The following is a 19,519-nucleotide window of genomic DNA, read 5'->3' on the forward strand; positions in this document are numbered from 1 at the left end:
GTGTGTTTTTGTTTTAAAACCCCCACCCCCGGCCGGGGCCGAGGTCGTGGCTTTGTTCCTTACCCTGGGGCTGGGGGGCCGAACACCCCGGGGTCCCGGCCCCTCGGTCGTGTTCCGGAGCGTTCGGCCCCTGCGCATTCGGTGTCGGCGCATTCCGTGCCGGAGCCCTCGGCCCCGGCGCCGTCAGCTCCGGACGGCCCCGGTGACCAGCCAGCGGCCGCCGCGCGCCCGCCCGACCAGGAAGGCCGCGCGGACCAGCATGAACAGGTTCATCGCCCACCACAGCCCGGCCAGCCCGGTGCCGGTGGCCGGCACCGCGATCGCCGCCGGGGTGAACACCGCCAGGGTCGCGATCGCCGCCCAGGCCAGGTAGGGGCCGTCCCCGGCGCCCATCAGCACCCCGTCCAGCACGAAGACCAGGCCGGCGACCGGCTGGCTGAGCGCGAGCAGCAGCAGGGCGGTGTCCAACTGCCCCTGCACCGCCGGATCGGGCGTGAACAGCGGGACGTACAGCGGGCGGGCGGCCACCAGCAGCAGACCCAGCAGCACGCCCGAGCCGATGCCCCACTCGACCATCCGACGGGTGGCGGCCCTGGCGCCCGGGATGTCCTCGGCGCCCAGGTAGCGGCCGATGATCGCCTGGCCGGCGATCGCGATGGCGTCCAGGGCGAAGGCCAGGAAGCTGAACAGCGTCATGGTGATCTGGTGCGCGGCCACCTGGTCGTCGCCCAGCCGGGCGGCCACCGCGGTGGCGATCATCAGCACCGCGCGCAGGCTGACCGTCCGGACCAGCAGCGGACCGCCCGCCCTCGCACTGGCCCGGATGCCGGCCGCGTCCGGCCGCAGCGAGGCGTGCTCGCGCCGCGCCCCGCGCACCACCACGACCAGGTAGACGGCGGCCATCCCGGTCTGCGCGAGCACGGTGCCCCAGGCCGAGCCGGCCACCCCGAGCCCGGCGCCGTACACCAGGCCGGCGTTCAGGCCGATGTTGGCGGCGAAGCCCGCGATCGCCACCAGCAGCGGCGTGCGGGTGTCCTGGAGGCCGCGCAGCACGCCGGTGGCGGCCATCACCATGAGCATCGCGGGGATGCCCAGGGCGCTGATCCGCAGGTACGTCACGGCGTAGGGGGCGGCGGTCTCCGAAGCCCCCAGGACGTCGGCCGCCCAGGGGGCCAGCAGCACGGTGAGCAGCACCACCGGGACGGCCAGACCGAGGGCGAGCCAGATGCCGTCGACGCCCTGCTGGACGGCGCCGCGGCGGTCCCCGGCACCGATCCGGCGGGCCACCGCCGCGGTGGTGGCGTAGGCGAGGAAGACGAACACGCCGGTCGCGGTGGACAGCGCGGCGGCGGCGATGCCGACCCCGGCCAGCTGTGGGGTGCCGAGGTGGCCGACGATCGCCGAGTCGGCCATCAGGAAGAGCGGTTCGGCGACCAGCGCGCCGAAGGCCGGGACGGCCAGTGCGAGGATCTCCCGGTCGTGCCGGCGTCTGGAGGGGGTCGGGGCTGCGGGAGGGGCGGTCATGGGCTCCAGGCTACTCATCCACAGGTAATGACTGCTAGTGGCAGTTGTCTATTACTCGAATTCTTGAGCGAGGCGTTCGACCCGCTTCGCGCCCGCGGGGGTCCGGCTGTGTGTGAAGAATTTCTCATGCACAGGCCCGGAAAGAGGTAATACCTGGTCAACAGGTTGACGGTGGACAGATGGTCTGGTTATCCACAGGGCCTTCCACAGGGGCGTCCACAGCTTTGCGGCACTTCTCCACAGCCCAGGGCCGCTCGTCCACACCCCCTGTGGATAACCGCCTTGGCTGAACGGCTCCCGGCGCCTTAGCGTGGGCCCTCCGCCCGACACTCCCGCCCGCCCCGGCGTCCGATTTGTCGGTGCCGTGGCGTACAAAGAGGAGCGGCTCCGCTCCACCCAGCCACCGGCAAGACCCGCTCCAACTCGCACCACTCGCTGATCGGGGAACACGCGTGACCGGCCCCCAGTACGACGACCACGACGCCCCGCCGCCGGAGGAGGACTGGCAGCCCGCCGAGGACCCCTTCCCCGCCGGCGCCTTCGACGACGCGTCCTTCCCCGACGGGCCCGGCGACCGGCTCCCGGTCTCCCGTGGCCGCTCCGGCCAGGGCGGCGGCCGGGACGGCAACCGCGACGGCGGCGGCCGCGAGGGCGGCTTCCAGAAGGGCGGCAAGGGCGGCCGGAGCGGCTCCCAGCGCGACGGTTCGCAGAGCGGTGGCGGTGGCGGCGGCTGGCAGCGCCGTGGCGACGACGAGGGCCAGGGCGGCGCGGACGGCTTCGAGCGCGTCCCCCCGCAGGACCTCGCCGCCGAGCAGTCCGTCCTCGGCGGCATGCTGCTGTCCAAGGACGCCATCGCCGACGTGGTCGAGGTGCTCAAGCCGGCCGACTACTACCGGCCCGCGCACGAGATGGTCCACGGCGCGATCCTCGACCTGTACGCCCGCGGCGAGCCGGCCGACCCGATCACCGTGGCCGGCGAGCTCACCAAGCGCGGCGAGCTCCAGCGCGTCGGCGGCGCCTCCTACCTGCACACCCTGGTCAACTCCGTCCCGACCGCCGCCAACGCCGAGTACTACGCCCAGATCGTCCACGAGCGCGCCGTCCTGCGCCGCCTGGTCGAGGCCGGCACCCGGATCGCCGGCATGGGCTACGCGGCCGAGGGCGACGTCGACGAGATCGTCAACGCCGCCCAGGCGGAGATCTACGCCGTCACCGAGCAGCGCACCAACGAGGACTACGCGCCGCTCGCCGACATCATGGAGGGCGCCCTCGACGAGATCGAGGCGATCGGCTCCCGCAACGGCCAGATGTCCGGCGTCCCGACCGGCTTCGCCGACTTCGACGCGCTCACCAACGGCCTCCACCCCGGCCAGATGATCGTCATCGCGGCCCGCCCCGCGATGGGCAAGTCGACCCTGGCGCTGGACTTCGCCCGCGCCTGCTCGATCCAGAACAAGCTGCCGAGCGTGATCTTCTCGCTCGAAATGGGCCGCAACGAGATCGCCATGCGCCTGCTGTCCGCCGAGGCCCGGGTCGCGCTGCACCACATGCGCTCCGGGAACATGACGGACGACGACTGGACCCGCGTCGCCCGCCGGATGCCCGACGTCAGCGAGGCGCCGCTGTTCATCGACGACTCCCCGAACCTGTCGATGATGGAGATCCGGGCCAAGTGCCGTCGGCTCAAGCAGCGCAACGACATCAAGCTGGTCGTCATCGACTACCTCCAGCTGATGCAGTCCGGCGGCTCCCGCCGGGCCGAGAACCGCCAGCAGGAGGTCTCCGACATGTCGCGAAACCTGAAGCTGCTGGCCAAGGAGCTGGAAGTCCCGGTCATCGCGCTCTCCCAGCTGAACCGTGGCCCCGAACAGCGCACCGACAAGCGACCGATGGTCTCCGACCTGCGCGAGTCCGGCTCGATCGAGCAGGACGCCGACATGGTCATCCTGCTCCACCGCGAGGACGCCTACGAGAAGGAGTCCCCGCGCGCCGGCGAGGCCGACCTGATCGTCGCCAAGCACCGTAACGGCCCCACCGCCACCATCACGGTGGCCTTCCAGGGCCACTACTCGCGCTTCGTCGACATGACCCGGGACTAGGACAGGACCTGGCACCGACGAGGGGCACCGGGGGGCCTCGTCCGACCGTCACCGAGGCCAACGCAGCAGTGTGATGAGCTACTGTCCGTGCGGTGAAAACGATACGACAGCTGTCCGCCCGCCGGGCCGGGGGAAGCACGAAGGCTCGGGCGAGCGGGTCGGCCAGTCGGCTGGGCTGGCTCGACGCGCTTCGCGGCGTGGCCGCCCTGGTGGTGGCGCTCCACCACTTCGACGTCCTGAAGATGCTGCCGGACGGGGTGGCGTCCTTCATCTGGTGGCACGCCGACCTGGGCCTCTACGGCGTCATGCTGTTCTTCCTGGTCAGCGGCTACATCATCCCGGCCTCGCTGGAGCGTCGCGGGGACGTGCGGGCGTTCTGGATCGGACGGATCTTCCGGCTCTGGCCGCCGGTGATCATCGGTATCACGGTGGCGCTGGCCATCATCCCGAAGGGCGACGGCTCGGTCGCGCTCTTCGCCACCGATCACGACCTGATCTACGTGGCCGCCAACTCGACCATGCTGCAGGACTTCATGGGCGTCTGGAACGGCCTGGGCGTCATGTGGACCCTCAGCTACGAGATGGTCTTCTACTACATGGTCACCGCGCTCTTCACGGTCGGCCAGCACCGCCGCAGCGGCCCGATCGCGGTCGGCTTCGCCGGCGTGGCGCTGCTCTTCGGCACCTCCATCGCCTCCCACACGCTGACCAGCGACATCACCTCGACCCGCAACCTGGTCTGGGGCTCCGTCCTGATCGTGCTGTTCGGCTTCGCCTGCGTGCTGAGCGGCCGGCCGAACCTGACCCGGGTCGGGGCGATCACGCTCGGTCTGCTGGGCTTCGTGCTGATGTACAACAACAGCCGGGCCCCGATGTTCGAGACCCTGATGATCTTCGCGACGATGTTCGCGGGCACCGCGATCTACCGGGCCGAGAACCGCCAGATCGACCGCCTCCAGGCGATCCTGTGCTGCGGCTTCGTGGTCGTCGCGGGGGTGGCCGTCGCCTGGATGTACAACCGTGACGGCATGGAGCAGAACACCTGGACGGCCGGCTGGATGGCCTGGGCCGGCTCCTACCTCGGGGCCTGGATCACGTTCGGCATCGGCATGGCGCTGCGCAAGCGCCGCTTCCCGAAGCCGCTCACCTGGCTCGGCGGGATCAGCTTCTCGCTCTACCTGCTGCACGTCCCGCTGGTCCACACCATCCAGCCGCTGCTGCACGTGCCCAAGGTGCCGCCGACGACCGGCGGCAAGCTGATCTGGACGGCCGAGTACCTCGTCGTGATCATGCTGGCGAGCTGGGTGATGTACCGGCTGGTGGAGCTGCCCGTGCAGAAGCTGGGCCGCAAGGTGGCCAAGGCGGTCGAGCGCCGCTGGCCGGGCAGCGCCCTGCAGCCGGCGGCCGCCGTGTCGATCGGGGCGCCCGCGACCGGCGAGGCCGCCGGGGCTGTTCCGGCCCAGTCCGGGGAGAAGGGCCAGGGCGGGAGCCAGGATCAGGAGAAGGATCAGGTGCCGGTCGAAGTCGGCGCCGGCGGCCCGGGGCAACGGGTCGGCTGACCGCCGCACGGACACACCGAGGGCTCGCCTCCTACCTAGGAGGCGAGCCTTCGGCGCGTGGTCCCCGGGTGCCGTCAGACGGTGACGGTGGCGCGGAAGAGGGTCGTGGCGGTGCCGGACAGCCGGGTGGGGGCGCCGGTGGCGGGGAGGAAGGCCGACCGGCCGCGGGCGAGGTCCAGGGTGGTGCCGTCGGCGGCGGTGAGCCGGGCGGTGCCCTCGGTGCAGAGCAGGATCTGCGGGGCGCGGCCGTCGATCTCGCGGTCCCGGCCGTCCAGGACGAAGCGGGAGAGCCGGAACTCGTCGATCGGGACGGGGTAGAGCTCCTCGCCGGCGGTGCCGTCGACCGGGCGGGGGTGCAGCAGCTCGGGGGCGCCCGCCTCGAAGACCAGGACCTTCAGCAGCTCGGGCAGGTCGATGTGCTTGGGGGTGAGGCCGGCCCGCAGCACGTTGTCGGAGTTGGCCTGGAGCTCGACGCAGGCACCCGCCAGGTAGGCGTGCGGCACGCCGGCGTCCAGGTAGAGCGCCTCGCCGGCCCGGAGCCGGAAGTGGTTGAGCAGCAGGGCGGCGATCAGACCGCGGTCCTCCGGGAAGTCCTCGGCGATCCGGGCGTACGGCCCGTAGTCGCCGGCCGGGTCGGTGCGGGCCAGGGCCGCGGCCGTCTCCCGGACGGTCTCCTCGGCGGCCTTCCCGTCCATGGTGAGGATGGCGGCCAGCGTGCCGCGCAGCGCCTCGGCCTCGTCCTCGACGGCCAGCAGGTCGATCAGCGGGCCGAGCCCGGGCACCGCGAGCCCGGCCATCAGCCTGGCCGCCTCGGCGGGCCGCCGGAAGCCGCAGAGCCCCTCGAAGGCGCCCAGCGCGCAGACCATCTCGGGCTTGTGGTTGGCGTCGCGGTAGCTCCGCTCGGGGGCGTCCAGCGGGATGCCGAGGGCGTTCTCGGCGGCGAACCCGGCGCGGGCCTGGGCGATCGTGGGGTGGGCCTGGATGGACAGCGGGATGCCCGCGGTCAGGATCTTGAACAGGAACGGCAGGGCCGGACCGAACCGGGCGACGGTCGCGGCGCCGAGTTCGCCCTCGGGGTCGGCCGCGATCAGCTCGTCCAACCGGCGGGGCCCCTCGCCCCGGTCGGCCCGCGACGGGTCGCCGGGGTGGGCGCCCATCCACAGCTCGGCCTGCGGTTCGCCGGTCGGCTCCTGCCCGAGCAGTTCGGGCAGGGCGGTCAGCGACCCCCAGGCGTACGGGCGGACGGTGTTGATGAGCCTGTCCATGCGCGCGGTCCTACTCCTTCGCTGGGTGGCGGGTGTGCCGGATCGTCGGGGCAACGGGCCCGGCGGTGCGGGGGTCCGGGCACGGGCAAGGTCATCGACCCTAGCCGACCGGTGTCGCCCGCGAGGAAACGGCGGGTACCGGAGGGGAGTGCCCTGGCCGGACCGGTGGTTCCCGGGCGCGGTAGTAGGATGCCAGGACGCAGTAGTCTCCGCCCTGCACAGCAGTTTCCACCGTGGTCACTCCGTCGGCGGGCTGCCGGCGGAGCCGCGTTCCAGAGTGCGGGCGATGGTGTTCTGACACTCCCCGCCATCGGCCGAGAGGTTTGTACGTGACCGTGAACCAGCAGAGTTTTGCTGATCTCGGCAGGGTCCTGGTGATCATTCCGACCTACAACGAGGCGGAGAACGTCGAGCGGATCGTCGGCCGGGTGCGGGCGGCGGTCCCCGAGGCCCACGTGCTGGTCGCCGACGACAACAGCCCCGACGGCACCGGCGAACTGGCCGACAAGCTGTCCGCCGAGGACCCGAACGTGCACGTCATGCACCGCAAGGGCAAGGAGGGCCTGGGCGCCGCCTACCTCGCGGGCTTCCGCTGGGGCATCGACCACGGCTACGACGTCCTGGTCGAGATGGACGCGGACGGCTCGCACCAGCCCGAGGAACTGGACCGGCTGCTGGGCGCGCTGCGCGGCGCCGACCTGGTGCTGGGCTCGCGCTGGGTGCCGGGCGGCCGGGTGGTGAACTGGCCGAAGTCGCGCCTGCTGCTCTCCCGCGGCGGCTCGACCTACTCGCGGCTGGCGCTCGGCGTGCCGATCCGGGACGTCACCGGCGGCTACCGGGCGTTCCGCAAGGAGACCCTGCTGGGCCTGGGCATGGACGAGGTGGCCTCGGCCGGGTACTGCTTCCAGGTCGACCTGGCCTGGCGCACGGTGAAGGCCGGGTTCAAGGTGGCCGAGGTGCCGATCACCTTCGTCGAGCGCGAGCTGGGCGCGTCCAAGATGAGCCGCAACATCGTCGTCGAGGCGCTGTGGCGGGTGACCGCCTGGGGCGTCTCCGACCGGCTGGCCCGCCTGCGCGGCGCGATCAAGCGCTGAGCTCCACGACGTAACCTCCACGACGTAACCGCCCGGGGCCCGTCCGCTGTCACGACGGACGGGCCCCGGGCGTTTTCGTGCCCTGGGGCAGGCCGCCCACGACGCCAAGGCGCCGGCCGTCCGAACCGCGATGTGACCTGAGCCGGAAGGCGCGCCCCGCCGGGCGCGCCTTCCGCGCAATCCGACACCGGTACTCCCATGCTGTAGGGCGCAGGAAGTCCGACCGCCGACCAGAGGGAGCAGCCAGTGACGTCGTCCCCGCCCGAGGAGGGCGCCGGCGCGGAGCGCACGGCCGCCGAGGCCGCCGCCCCGGACCACGAGCGGCCCGCCCGCCCGCTGGAGGTCGCCGTCTTCACCGGCCCCGAATCGGCCTTCTTCGCCACCTCCACCCTGATCCTCGGCGAGCGGACCGCGATCCTGGTCGACGCCCAGCTCACCCGCAGCGCCGGCCGCGAACTCGCCGAATGGGTCGCAGGCAAGGGCCGCCGACTGCTCGCCATCGTCGTCACCCACCACCACCCCGACCACTACTTCGGCGCCGAGGAGGTGCTGAAGCTCTTCCCCGACGCCCGGCTGCTGGCCGCGCCCGCCGTGGTCGACGGCATCCGGCGCACCGCCGCCGCCAAGGTCGCCCAGTGGAAGCCGGTCTACGGCGACGACATCCCGGACCACCCGCTGATCCCCGCCCCGCTGCTGCCGCAGCCCCTCATGCTCGACCGCCAGGTCATCCCCGTGCTGCTGCTCGGCCAGGCCGACTGCGGCGACTCGACGGTCGTCCACGTGCCGAGCATCCGGACGGTGATCGCCGGGGACTTCGCCTACAACGGCACCCACGTCTGGACCGCCGACACCACCCCGGCCCAGCGCACCACCTGGGGCCACAACCTCGGCCGGATCGCCGACCTCGGCGTGGACCGGGTCATCGCCGGCCACCGCGCCCCCGACCAGGGCGACGACGCCGCCCGGGTGCTCGCCTTCACCGGCGAGTACCTCCAGGACTTCGACCGGCTGCTGGCCGTGCACCCGGACGACCCGGAGGCACTGGTCACCGCGATGAACGAGCGGTACGGGGAGCTGACGCTGCCGGCCATCCTGGAACTGGGCGCCGCCGCCAACACCGCCCGGGCGGCGCGAGGAGGCGAGATCGTCGAGGCGGAGATCGTCGAGGACGAGATCACCGAGGAGCGCACGGAGCCCCGGAAGGGCGAAGCCGAGTAGGGCGGATACTGGCCGCATGACGCCCTACGACGTGATCGTCCCGGCCGGCGGGGCCGCCCGTCGCCTCGGCGGGGCCGACAAACCCGGGCTGACCGTGGGCGAGACCACCCTGCTCGACCGGGTGCTCGCCGCCTGCGCGGGCGCCCGCACCACCGTCGTGGTCGGCCCCGGCCGGCCGACCGCGCGCACCGGCGTCCGCTGGACCAGGGAGCAGCCGCCGGGCGGCGGGCCGGTCGCCGCCGTCGCCGCCGGACTCGACCTGGTCACCGCACCGACCGTGCTGCTGCTCGCCGCCGACCTGCCGTTCCTGGACCGGCGGACCGTCGACCGGCTGGTCACCGCCCTCGCCGAGGCCGGCCCGGCCGTCGACGCCGCCGTCCTGGTCGACGCCGGCGGGCGCGACCAGCCGCTCGCCGCCGCCTACCGCACCGCCCCGCTGCGCACCGCGCTGGCCGCCCTCGGCGATCCGGCCGGCCTCCCGCTGCGCCGCCTCACCGGCGCTCTCGCCCGGCAGTTGGTGGCCGACACCGACAACGTCGCCTACGACTGCGACACCTGGGAGGACCTCGAACAGGCCCGGGAGCGCGACCGGTCGTAGGGGCTCCCTCGGGGTCCGTGTGCACGGCCCGCGCGGGCGTCCGTGCGGGAAACGACGCGCGCCGCACACGGGGCGAACACTCCGGGGAAACCGCCGATCAGGCAGCATGGGCGCATGGAGCGCACGCTGGAAGACTGGATCGCCGAGGTCAGGGCCGACCTGGGCATCGACCTGGACGTCGACGTCCGGGGACTGCTCGACCTCACCCGGGTGGTCGCGCACGGGGTGGCCCGCCCGGCCGCGCCGCTGACCGCCTTTCTGATCGGCTACGCGGCCGCCCAGCAGGGCGGCGGGCCGGGGGCCGTGGCCGAGGCCGCCCGGCGGACCGCCGCGCTCGCCGAGCGCTGGAGCGCCGCCGCCGGGCCGGGCGAGGCGTGAGCGCCGTCGGGCAGACCACCGTGGCCGCCCCGTCGACCGGTCCCGGCGTGCTGAGCTGGGCGCAGGCCCGCGAGGCCGCCCGCCGGGCCGGGCTGAGCCCGCTGCCGGCGGTCGGGCTGCCGCTCGCCGAGGCGCTCGGCCGCACCCTCGCCGAGCCGCTCACCGCGCTGACCGACCTGCCCGCCTTCGACACCTCCGCGATGGACGGCTGGGCGGTCGCCGGGCCGGGCCCCTGGCGGGTCGCCGGGCGGGTGCTGGCCGGCCGGGCGGCGTCCGTGCCGTTGGCCGACGGCGCCGCCGTCGAGATCGCCACCGGCGCCCAACTGCCGCCGGGCGCCACCGCCGTCCTGCGCCGTGAGCACGGCCGCACGGACGGCACGTTGCTGCACGACTGCGGCCGCCACCCGCTGACCACCGGTCAGGACGTCCGCCCGCGTGGCCAGGAGTGCCGCCGCGGCGAGGCGTTGCTGCCCGGTGGCGTCCCGGTCGGCCCGGCCGTGCTCGGCCTGGCCGCCGCCTGCGGTCACGACCGGCTCGCCGTGCGCCGCCGCCCGGTGGTCGAACTGCTCGTCCTCGGCGATGAGTTGCTCGCCTCGGGCGTCCCCGGTCCGGGCCTGGTCCGGGACGCGCTCGGGCCGCTGCTGCCGCCCTGGCTGCGGGCGGCCGGTGCCGAGGTGGCCGAAGTGCGGGCCGTCCGGGACGACTTCGGGCTGCTCCGGGACGCGCTGCGGCACTCCACCGCCGACATCGTGGTCACCACCGGCGGAACGGCGGCCGGCCCGGTCGACTTCCTGCACCGGGCCCTCGCCGAGGCCGGCGCCCGGCTGCTGGTGGACGGCGTGGCCGTCCGCCCCGGACACCCGATGCTGCTGGCCGAACTCCCGTCGGCCGCATCCCCGTCGGCCGGCCCCGCCGGGGGCGGGCTTCCGGGCGGGCGGCACCTGGTGGGGCTGCCCGGCAACCCGCTGGCCGCCGTCGCCGGGACGGTCACCCTCGCCCTGCCGCTGCTGCACGCCCGCAGCGGGCGGTCCGCCGTCACCCCGGCCCTCGCACCCGCCGCCGTCGGCCTGCCCGGGCACCCGGTGGACACCCGGCTGCTGCCCGTCCGGCACACCGCCGACGGCGTCGTCCCACTCGCCTTCGACGGGCCCGCGATGCTGCGCGGTCTCGCCCGGGCCGAGGCGCTGGCCGTGGTACCGCCCGGCGGCGCGGCGGCCGGCGCACCCGTCGAACTGTTGGAGGCACCGTGAACGGGCCCACCGGGGCGTGCGCGTCCCACGACAGCGGGGAGGCGACCGCATGAGCAGGCTGCGGGGTGCGCCCGCCCCGGGGACCGAGCCGTGGTCGGACGCCGGGATCGTGCTGCCCGCCCGGCGGAGCGCGCCGGCCGTCCGGCAGGTCGGCTCCCGGCTGCTGGTGGCGCTCGCCGTCCTGGTCGCCACGACGCTGATCGTCTACGTCGACCGGGACGGCTACAACGACAACGCGGGCGGCGGGGTCAGTTTCCTGGACGCGGCGTACTACGCGACCGTGACGCTGTCCACCACCGGGTACGGCGACATCACCCCGTACAGCGACGGCGCCCGGCTCACCAACATCTTCGTGATCACCCCGTTGCGCGTGGTGTTCCTGATCATCCTGGTCGGGACCACGCTGGAGGTGCTCACCGAACGAACCCGCCAGCAGTGGCGGTTGAACCGCTGGAGGTCCACCGTGCGCGAGCACACCGTCGTCATCGGGTACGGCACCAAGGGCCGCAGCGCCGTCGACACCCTGCTCGGGCAGGGCGTGAAGAAGGACGAGATCGTCGTCGTCGACCCGCAGCGCAAGGTGATCGACCAGGCCGCCCGGCACGGGCTGGTCGGCGTGGTCGGCGACGCCACCCGCACCGACACGCTGCTGCGGGCCGAGGTGCCCACCGCCGCCCGGGTGGTGATCGCGCCGGAACGGGACGACACCGCCGTCCTGGTCACGCTGACGGCGCGCCAGCTGAACAAGGGCGCCACTGTGGTCGCGGCCGTCCGGGAGGATGAGAACGCCCCGCTGCTGCGGCAGAGCGGCGCCGACGTCGTCGTCACCAGCTCCAGTTCGGCCGGGCGGCTGCTCGGCCTGTCGATGCTCAGCCCGCACGCCGGCGCGGTGATGGAGGACCTGCTCACCTACGGCAACGGCCTGGACGTGGTCGAGCGCCCCGTCACCCGGGCCGAGGCCGGGCACAGCCCGCGCGCGTGCGAGGACCTGGTGGTCGCGGTGGTCCGCGGCCGGCGGGTGCTCAACTACAGCGAGCCCGAGGCCGCCGTGCTCCAGCTCACCGACCGGGTGATCGTGATCAAGTCGACCGGCTGACGCGGGCCTTGCCCCCTCCTCGCCGTGACGCGCAGTAGGTTCGGGGCATGTATGCGATGACGATTCCCGTACCCGGCGGTCCCGAGGCACTCGTGTGGGCGGAGGTGCCCGACCCGGTGCCCGGCGAGGGCGAGGTCCTGGTCGAGGTGGCGGCCACCGCCGTCAACCGCGCCGACCTGCTCCAGCGGCAGGGCCACTACAACCCGCCGCCCGGCGCCTCGCCCTACCCCGGGCTGGAGTGCGCCGGGCGGATCGCCGCCCTCGGCCCGGGTGTGTCCGGCTGGGCGGTCGGCGACGAGGTGTGCGCGCTGCTGTCCGGCGGCGGGTACGCGCAGCTCGTCGCGGTGCCGACCGGACAGCTGCTGCCGCTGCCCAAGGGCCTGGGCTTCGAGGAGGCCGCCGCGCTGCCCGAGGTCGCCTGCACGGTGTGGTCCAACGTGTTCCTCACCGCCCACCTGCGGCCCGGCGAGACGGTGCTGCTGCACGGCGGCGCGAGCGGCATCGGGACCATGGCGATCCAGCTGGCCAAGGCGGTCGGCGCGCGGGTCGCGGTGACCGCGGGCAGCGCCGGGAAGCTGGCCCGGTGCGTCGAACTCGGTGCCGACATCGCGATCGACTACCGCGAGCAGGACTTCGTCGAGGCGGTCAAGGAGGCCACCGGCGGGGCCGGGGTGGACGTGATCCTGGACATCATGGGCGCCAAGTACCTGCAGCGGAACGTGGACGCGCTGGCCGTCAACGGGCGGCTGGTGATCATCGGACTGCAGGGCGGCGTGAAGGGCGAGCTCGACCTCAACGCGCTGCTGCGCAAGCGCGCCGCGGTGATCGCCACCAATCTGCGCGGGCGCCCGCTGGCGGAGAAGGCGGCGATCGTGGCGGCGGTGCGCGAGCACGTGTGGCCGCTGGTGGAGTCCGGGGTGGTGAAGCCGGTGATCGACCGGGTGCTGCCGCTGACCGACGCCGGCGACGGGCACCGGGCGCTGGAGGCGGGGGAGCAGGTCGGCAAGGTCGTGCTGCGGGCCTGAGTCGGGTCCGCGGGGCTGCGGCCCGGGGCGGAACATCCGAAATGCCCTGATCGTCGGATTGTGTGAGGCTGGTTCGGAGCTGTCCCGCCGCCGACCCCGCCGCGCGCGGTCGGCCGTCGGAAGGACCTCCGACCGTGGCCGCACCAACGCACCTCCTCGGGCCGCTGCCCGCCGCGCCGCACCACCGTCGTACCCGCCGTACCGGCCCGGGCCGGGCCCAGCGACTGATCGCGGCGGCCGTGCTCGGGCTCACGCTCCCGCTGGCCGCCGCTTCGGCGGCCGCCGCCGTCGGGCCGGCGTCGTCGTCGCCGCCCCCGTTCACCGCCGAGCCCGCCGCCGTGGGCGGGCCGGAGCCCGAGGCCGTTCCGGCGGTCGGGCCGCCGCAGCACCCGCGCCCCGGTCGGGGCGACGCCCGGGTGTACCGACGCTGGGCGGTGTGGGTGCCCGAGCACGCCGACACCGCCCCGGACCGGGCTCCCGGGCAGGCTCCCGGGCAGGCCCCTGCGCAGGTTCCCGAGCAGAACCCCGACCAGGTTCCTGACCGGAGCACCGGGCAGGTCGGTGCGGGGGACCAGCCCGAGGCCGACCAGGGCGCCCCGGACACGGCGGACGCCGCCGCACCGAACGCCGCCGCCGCACCGAACGCCGCCGCCGCATCGGACGCCGCCGCCGCGACCGCCCAGGCCATCGCCGCCGCCGTCCCCGCCGTCCTGCCCGCCCGCTGGCGGGACGCCTCGACAGTCCAGTTCCCGCTGGGCGCGGGGCTGGGGTTGATCGGTTGCGGCCTGGGGTTGATCGGGTTGCGGCTGCGCCGGGGCTGAGTCGCGGGGCGGGTGCGGCGGGGGAGGTTCCGTGAGGGGTGTGTGCACGCCCCAGGGGGGCCGGGGCGGGCCGGGAGCTGAGTATCCGTACGGATTCCGGGGCGGCGCCCGGGGGCGTACCGTCGTCAGCGGTGGCTCAGGACGGCGGTTGTACGGGGGCTTCCGCCCGACCAACCCCAGTGAGAGAGAATGTTGTTCATGACGAATCCGATGAACGAGCGCTCGTTTCAGCAGCCATTCCAGGCCGCGGGCGGGCAGTCGCAGGACGGCCAGAAGGTGCTGATCGTCGGACCGGACGGGCTGCCCGTGGGCCAGGGGTTCGCCGGCTCGGCGGGGGACGAGGACGAGGGCGACCTGCCGCGTGAGCTCCCGGTGACCGAGATGGTCGAGCAGCCCGCGAAGGTCATGCGCATCGGCAGCATGATCAAGCAACTGCTGGAGGAGGTCCGGGCGGCGCCCCTCGACGAGGCCAGCCGGGCCCGGCTGAAGGACATCCACGCCAGCTCGATCAAGGAGCTGGAGCTCGGCCTGGCCCCCGAGCTGGTCGCCGAGCTGGAGCGGCTGTCGCTGCCCTTCAACGAGGACATCATTCCGACCGAGGCGGAGCTGCGGATCGCCCAGGCCCAGCTGGTCGGCTGGCTGGAGGGCCTGTTCCACGGGATCCAGACCGCGCTGTTCGCCCAGCAGATGGCGGCGCGGGCCCAGCTGGAGCAGATGCGGCGGGCGCTGCCGCCCGGTCTGCACGGCGGTGAACTGGACGAGGACGAGCCGGGCCAGGGCCGCGGCATCCGTTCCGGCCCGTACCTGTAACGGGCCGCCGACACCGGACGTACCACGACGGTCCGCCCCGGGCCGGGGCGCCGCCGGACGGCGCCGGCGGTCCGGGGGCAGGACCGGCCCTGGACCGATCACCGTCGGCGTCAGCCGATACCCTGACCCCTGTCGCAGGCCGGTCGTACCGCCGCGGCAGGGGTCCGCCAGGCCCGCGGGCCCGGCCCACCACGCACGGACGAGACCGAACGTCACGGTCGCGGCGCCACGGCCGCGCCGAGGGGGAGCAGAGGACCATGAGCGAGCACGGCAACGCGGCGGTCGGAGGCTCCTCCCTGGGCAACGGCCGCTATGTGCTGCAGCGGCTGCTGGGCGAGGGCGGCATGGCCTCGGTGCACCTCGCGTACGACAGCGTGCTGGACCGGCAGGTCGCGCTGAAGAGCATGCACAACGAGCTGGGCCGGGACGCCTCGTTCAAGGAGCGGTTCCGCCGCGAGGCGCAGGCGGTGGCCCGGCTGGAGCACCCGAACATCGTCACGGTGTACGACAGCGGCGAGGACGTCGCGCCGGACGGCTCCAGCACCCCGTACATCGTCATGCAGCTGGTGGACGGCAAGGGCCTGCGCGAGGCGATCAACGAGGCGGTCGCCCAGTACGGCGCGATGCCGACCGAGGAGGCCCTGCGGGTCATCGTCGGCGTGCTGAACGCGCTGGAGGCCTCGCACGACATGTCCCTGGTGCACCGCGACATCAAGCCCGGCAACGTCATGTTCGACCGCAAGGGCAACGTCAAGGTCATGGACTTCGGCATCGCCCGGGCGCTGGAACCGGGCGCCACGTCGATGACGCAGACCGGCATGGTGGTCGGCACCCCGCAGTACCTGTCGCCCGAGCAGGCGCTCGGCAAGCCGGTGGACGCCCGCTCCGACCTCTACTCGGTCGGCGTGATGCTCTTCGAGATGCTCACCGGGCAGCTGGTCTTCGACGGCGACTCGGCGTTCTCGATCGCCTACAAGCACGTCCAGGAGGAGCCGCCGGCGCCGTCCACCCTCAACCGGTCGGTCACCCCGGCGGTGGACGCCTTCGTCGCCCAGGCGCTGCGCAAGGACCCGGCGCACCGGTTCCAGAGCGCGGCGGCGATGCGGGACGAGGCGGAGCGGCTGATCGCGGCCGCGAAGGGCGGCGGCAGCGGGCACCCGTTGCAGGCCAGCACGCCGCTGGTGATCAACGAGGGGCCGCGCTCGGTGCACGCGGCGCCGCAGACCCCGCACCCCCAGTACCCGCAGCAAGCTCCGCCGCCGCAGCAGCCGCAGTACCGGACGCCGCCGCCGGCCTTCCAGCCGCCGCGTCCGCAGGGACCGCAGACCCCGCACCCCCAGTACCTCCAGCAGGCGCCGCCGCCGCCGCAGCAGCCGCAGCAGCCGCAGTACCGGACGCCGCCGCCGGCCTTCCAGCCGCCGCGTCCGCAGGGGCCGCACACGCCGCACCCCCAGTACCTGCAGCAGGCCCCGCCGCAGCGGGCGCACACCCCGCCGCCGCAGCCGATGCCGCCGTACCAGCAGCCGAAGGCGCCCAGCGGCGGCGGCTGTTCGACGGCCGCGGTCGTCATCGGGATCATCGTCGGCGTGCTCGTGCTGGCCGGCATCATCATCGCGATCGTGGTCAACAAGGCGCAGGACAACAAGACGAAGACCAAGACCGGGCACACCACCGGTGAGCGGCCCGCAGTGGTGCTGGTGGTTGACCTCCCGGTCGACCGGAATGGCCTGCTCTGACGCTTTCCGGCCGGTTCGGGCGTGCCACGGGCCCGCGCCGGAGGCGGTAGCGTTCGGGGATACGAAGCGACAGGGCACCGCGATCCGAGCGAACGCCCGGGGCGAGGAGCGATGGCACAGACGCAGCAGCCGGATGACGGAACGGGTGCCGGAGCTGACGGCCGGACCGGCGGGACGCCGAGGATGCCCGGACCCGGCAACGACGCCGCGACCAGCGCGTTTCCCCCGGTCGGGCCCGGCGGCCCGCAGACCCCCGGCCGCGGCATGGCCGCGCCGCTGGGCACGGTCGGCGACGGCCGCTACCGGCTGACCTACCGGCTCGGCCGCGGCGGTATGGCCGAGGTGTTCGCGGCCGAGGACGTACGGCTGGGCCGGACGGTCGCGGTCAAGCTGCTCCGCGGCGAGCTGGCCCAGGACGACATCGCCCGGCTGCGGTTCACCCGCGAGGCACACGCCGTCGCGGGGCTCAACCACCACTCGATCGTCGCGGTCTACGACACCGGCGAGGAGTACGCCGGGGACGAGTCCACGCCGTACATCGTGATGGAGCTGGTCGAGGGCCGGACCGTCCGCGAGCTGCTGGTGGACGAGGACGCGCCGCCGGTCGACCAGGCGCTGATCATCATCGCCGGGGTGCTGGAGGCGCTGGCCTACAGCCACCGCAACGGCATCGTCCACCGGGACATCAAGCCCGCCAACGTGATCATCACGACCGCGGGCGCCGTCAAGGTGATGGACTTCGGCATCGCCCGGGCGCTGACCGGCACGGCCAGCACCATGACCCAGACCGGCATGGTCATGGGCACCCCGCAGTACCTCTCGCCCGAGCAGGCCCTCGGCAAGCCCGTCGACCACCGCTCCGACCTGTACGCGGCCGGCTGCATGCTGTACGAACTGCTGGCGCTGCGCCCGCCGTTCACCGGCGACACCCCGCTCTCGGTGGTCTACCAGCACGTCCAGGACATGCCGGTGCCGCCCTCGCAGGCCAACGGCCGGGTGCCGGTCGGGCTGGACCAGCTGGTGCTGCGCTCGCTGGCCAAGAACCCGGACGACCGCTTCCAGGACGCCGACGAGTTCCGCGCGCACCTCCAGCACGCGCTGCGCGAGATGCACGGCGCGGGCGGCGCGGGCTGGGCCGGCGCGACGGCCGGGCTGGCCGCCGCGGGGCAGGGGAACACCGACGCCACCCAGGTGATCCGGCCCGACCAGACCGCGGCCACCGCGGCCTTCGGCGCGATCGGCCCCGGCGACCAGACCTCGGTGCTGCCCTACCAGGGGATGGGGGGCCCGGGCGGCCCGCACACCCCGTCGACGCCCTACCCGGGGGCCGGCGGCCCCTACGGTGGCGACGACGACGGCGACTCCGGCCGTCGGCGCGGGCCGTGGGCCTGGGTGGCCGGCGCAGTGGCCGTGCTGCTCGCGGCCGGGGTCGGCATGGCGTTCGCGTTCAGCGGCAACGAACCCGGGAACTCGCACATCGTGCCGCCGACGCCGCTCCCGGCGGTCAGCACGACCGAGCCCAGCACGCCGCCCCAGAGCGGCTCGCAGAGCCCGCCCGCGTCCAACACCGGCAGCCGGCGCCCGACGCAGCCGACCGAGAACGGCAGCAACGGCGGCAGCTACAACAACGGCGGCAACAACAACGGCAACAACAACGGCGGCAACAACAACGGCAACAACAACATGTCGCCGTCGCCGGGTTCGGGCAAGCACTCGACGACCCCGTCGCCCAGCCAGACCCCCAGCCACACCCCGCCCCCCACCACGGCGCCCGGCACGCCCAGCACGGCGCCGACCACCCCGAGCACGGGAAGCGGCGGCAGCACGGGGGCGGCCACGCAGCCGCCGGTGACCAAGTCGAACCCGCCGGCCACCCAGCCGCCGGCGACCCAGCCGCCGGCGACGCCCTGATCGGGCCGGGCTGACACCGGTCAGTTGGCGAAGGCGTCCAGGACCTGTTCGTACTCCTGGCACCACCACGTCAACTGGCCGGCCGAGGCGGGGTAGAGCGGGTCGGCCCGGTGGTCGGCCCGCTGGTAGCGCCACTGGAGCATCCAGAAGTCGTTCAGCCGCTCCCACCAGACCCGGTGGACGGCGGCGGCCAGGTGTTCGGCGGTGGCGGCCCCGGTGGCCCGGTAGGACTGCGAGTAGTGGCGGACCCGCACCAGGTCGAGGGTGCCGGACGCCCGGTCGTTGAAGAGCAGCGTGGCGGCGCGGACGGCCTCCTCGGCGCGCGGCTGCGGGCCGAGCTTGTCCCAGTCCAGGACGGCCGCGACCGGGCCGCCGTCGGGGCCGTCGCCGTACAGCAGGTTGAGTCCGTGGAAGTCGCCGTGGGTCCAGCCGGTGGGCGGGGCGGTCTGCGGGGCGGGGCGGCGGTGGGCGTGTTCGGCGAGCAGTTCCAGCCGTTCGGTGAGCCGCCGTTCGACCAGCGCGTCCAGGTCGCCGTACGGGCGGTGGTCGCGGGCGTGGCGCCGCAGGTCGCGGGCGAGGTCGGCGCTGTCGAGGGGGTCGGCGGTGCGGTAGCCGGGGGGCTGTTCGAAGGGGGCGCACACGTCGTCGAGCGCGCCGTGCAGTCGGCCGAGCAGCGCGCCGAGCGCGTCGCACTGCGGCGGGGAGAGGTCGGTACCGTGCCGGTGTCGGCCATCCACCCAGGGGAACAGCGCGAACAGCCGGCCGCCGTAGCCGGCCACCGTGCCGGCTCGTTCGGCGCAGGTCAGCGGGGGTGCGACGGGCAGTCCGAGGGCCTGGAGCCCGGCCATCGCCCGGTGGTGGGCGACGATCTTCGGGCGGCTGGCGGTGGCGGCGTCGACGTAGCACTTCAGGAAGTACGCGCCGGTCTCGGTGGTGACCCGGTAACCGCGGTTCAGTAGGCCTTCGGCGACCGGTTCGGCGGTCAGCAGCCCCCCCGCCCGGTAGCGGCCCAGGACCTCGGCGAGTGCGGCGCGCGGGACGGGCGGACTGAGGGTCCCTATCGGCGGCGCGGAGAGGTCGGGGCGGGCCGGGGAACAGGAGAGGGTCTGGCTGAAAGTCACAGCCAGAGGTTAGG

General features: G+C 74.1%; 14 protein-coding genes and 2 pseudogenes. 13 read left to right on the plus strand and 3 right to left on the minus strand.

Annotation, left to right across the window (positions count from 1 at the left end; genetic code table 11):
* Positions 1 to 183 precede the first annotated feature (183 nt).
* On the minus strand, positions 184 to 1,524 hold the full coding sequence (locus ACFV6D_RS09535) for an MATE family efflux transporter (RefSeq protein ID WP_380428616.1): 1,341 nt from the start codon (positions 1,522 to 1,524) through the stop codon (positions 184 to 186).
* A 452-nt stretch (positions 1,525 to 1,976) separates the two neighbouring features.
* Here ACFV6D_RS09535 and dnaB point away from each other — a divergent pair, with 452 nt between their 5' ends.
* Together dnaB and ACFV6D_RS09545 are read left to right on the plus strand one after the other, a co-directional pair.
* On the plus strand, positions 1,977 to 3,623 hold the full coding sequence (gene dnaB, locus ACFV6D_RS09540) for a replicative DNA helicase (RefSeq protein WP_380559032.1): 1,647 nt from the start codon (positions 1,977 to 1,979) through the stop codon (positions 3,621 to 3,623).
* 92 nt (positions 3,624 to 3,715) lie between these two features.
* On the plus strand, positions 3,716 to 5,182 hold the full coding sequence (locus ACFV6D_RS09545) for an acyltransferase family protein (RefSeq protein WP_380559034.1): 1,467 nt from the start codon (positions 3,716 to 3,718) through the stop codon (positions 5,180 to 5,182).
* Positions 5,183 to 5,256: 74 nt separating this feature from the next.
* Here the strand turns inward: ACFV6D_RS09545 and manA are convergent, their stop codons facing one another.
* A complete protein-coding gene (gene manA, locus ACFV6D_RS09550; protein WP_380428612.1) occupies positions 5,257 to 6,447 on the minus strand; it encodes a mannose-6-phosphate isomerase, class I in 1,191 nt (396 codons plus the stop codon).
* Positions 6,448 to 6,776: 329 nt separating this feature from the next.
* Between manA and ACFV6D_RS09555 the strand changes: the two genes are divergently transcribed.
* The 11 genes and pseudogenes from ACFV6D_RS09555 to ACFV6D_RS09605 all read left to right on the plus strand — a co-directional run bounded on the left by ACFV6D_RS09555 (position 6,777) and on the right by ACFV6D_RS09605 (position 18,384).
* Positions 6,777 to 7,541 (plus strand): polyprenol monophosphomannose synthase, encoded by a 765-nt coding sequence (locus ACFV6D_RS09555; RefSeq protein ID WP_380428610.1) that lies wholly within the window; start codon positions 6,777 to 6,779, stop codon positions 7,539 to 7,541.
* A 246-nt stretch (positions 7,542 to 7,787) separates the two neighbouring features.
* Entirely contained in the window at positions 7,788 to 8,759 is a 972-nt protein-coding gene (locus ACFV6D_RS09560; RefSeq protein ID WP_380559036.1) for an MBL fold metallo-hydrolase, read from the plus strand.
* A 16-nt stretch (positions 8,760 to 8,775) separates the two neighbouring features.
* A pseudogene (locus ACFV6D_RS09565) lies at positions 8,776 to 9,345 on the plus strand (molybdenum cofactor guanylyltransferase); the annotation flags it as partial.
* A gap of 108 nt (positions 9,346 to 9,453) precedes the next feature.
* Positions 9,454 to 9,735 (plus strand): annotated as a pseudogene (locus ACFV6D_RS09570) (DUF6457 domain-containing protein); the annotation flags it as partial.
* Positions 9,732 to 10,985, plus strand: coding sequence for a molybdopterin molybdotransferase MoeA (locus tag ACFV6D_RS09575; protein ID WP_380423320.1), 1,254 nt, complete (start codon positions 9,732 to 9,734; stop codon positions 10,983 to 10,985). The pseudogene ACFV6D_RS09570 and the gene ACFV6D_RS09575, both read left to right, overlap by 4 nt.
* 49 nt (positions 10,986 to 11,034) lie before the next feature.
* Positions 11,035 to 12,081: a TrkA family potassium uptake protein gene (locus tag ACFV6D_RS09580; protein WP_079135735.1), complete on the plus strand. Its 1,047-nt coding sequence runs from the start codon at positions 11,035 to 11,037 to the stop codon at positions 12,079 to 12,081.
* Between the two features lie 47 nt (positions 12,082 to 12,128).
* Positions 12,129 to 13,106 (plus strand): NAD(P)H-quinone oxidoreductase, encoded by a 978-nt coding sequence (locus ACFV6D_RS09585; protein WP_380423321.1) that lies wholly within the window; start codon positions 12,129 to 12,131, stop codon positions 13,104 to 13,106.
* A 134-nt stretch (positions 13,107 to 13,240) separates the two neighbouring features.
* Positions 13,241 to 13,927, plus strand: a complete 687-nt coding sequence (locus ACFV6D_RS09590) for a hypothetical protein (RefSeq protein ID WP_380423322.1) — start codon at positions 13,241 to 13,243, stop codon at positions 13,925 to 13,927.
* 198 nt (positions 13,928 to 14,125) lie between these two features.
* On the plus strand, positions 14,126 to 14,737 hold the full coding sequence (locus ACFV6D_RS09595) for a bacterial proteasome activator family protein (RefSeq protein WP_208869088.1): 612 nt from the start codon (positions 14,126 to 14,128) through the stop codon (positions 14,735 to 14,737).
* 257 nt (positions 14,738 to 14,994) lie between these two features.
* Positions 14,995 to 16,473, plus strand: coding sequence for a protein kinase (locus ACFV6D_RS09600; protein WP_380559038.1), 1,479 nt, complete (start codon positions 14,995 to 14,997; stop codon positions 16,471 to 16,473).
* A gap of 264 nt (positions 16,474 to 16,737) precedes the next feature.
* Positions 16,738 to 18,384, plus strand: a complete 1,647-nt coding sequence (locus tag ACFV6D_RS09605) for a protein kinase (RefSeq protein WP_107453050.1) — start codon at positions 16,738 to 16,740, stop codon at positions 18,382 to 18,384.
* 20 nt (positions 18,385 to 18,404) lie between these two features.
* On the opposite strand, the gene ACFV6D_RS09610 is transcribed toward ACFV6D_RS09605, so the two are convergent.
* Positions 18,405 to 19,505: a phosphotransferase gene (locus ACFV6D_RS09610; RefSeq protein ID WP_380489454.1), complete on the minus strand. Its 1,101-nt coding sequence runs from the start codon at positions 19,503 to 19,505 to the stop codon at positions 18,405 to 18,407.
* Between the last annotated feature and the right edge of the window lie 14 nt (positions 19,506 to 19,519).

The organism is Kitasatospora sp. NPDC059812 (assembly GCF_042732075.1).
Lineage (GTDB): Bacteria > Actinomycetota > Actinomycetes > Streptomycetales > Streptomycetaceae > Kitasatospora.

Coding starts and splice junctions, on each gene's coding strand:
- manA (WP_380428612.1), bottom strand. CDS start 6,447: ATGGACAGGCTCATCAACACCGTCCGCCCGTACGCCTGGGGGTCGCTG.
- ACFV6D_RS09595 (WP_208869088.1), top strand. CDS start 14,126: ATGACGAATCCGATGAACGAGCGCTCGTTTCAGCAGCCATTCCAGGCC.
- ACFV6D_RS09535 (WP_380428616.1), bottom strand. CDS start 1,524: ATGACCGCCCCTCCCGCAGCCCCGACCCCCTCCAGACGCCGGCACGAC.
- ACFV6D_RS09605 (WP_107453050.1), top strand. CDS start 16,738: ATGGCCGCGCCGCTGGGCACGGTCGGCGACGGCCGCTACCGGCTGACC.
- ACFV6D_RS09580 (WP_079135735.1), top strand. CDS start 11,035: ATGAGCAGGCTGCGGGGTGCGCCCGCCCCGGGGACCGAGCCGTGGTCG.
- ACFV6D_RS09585 (WP_380423321.1), top strand. CDS start 12,129: ATGTATGCGATGACGATTCCCGTACCCGGCGGTCCCGAGGCACTCGTG.
- ACFV6D_RS09600 (WP_380559038.1), top strand. CDS start 14,995: ATGAGCGAGCACGGCAACGCGGCGGTCGGAGGCTCCTCCCTGGGCAAC.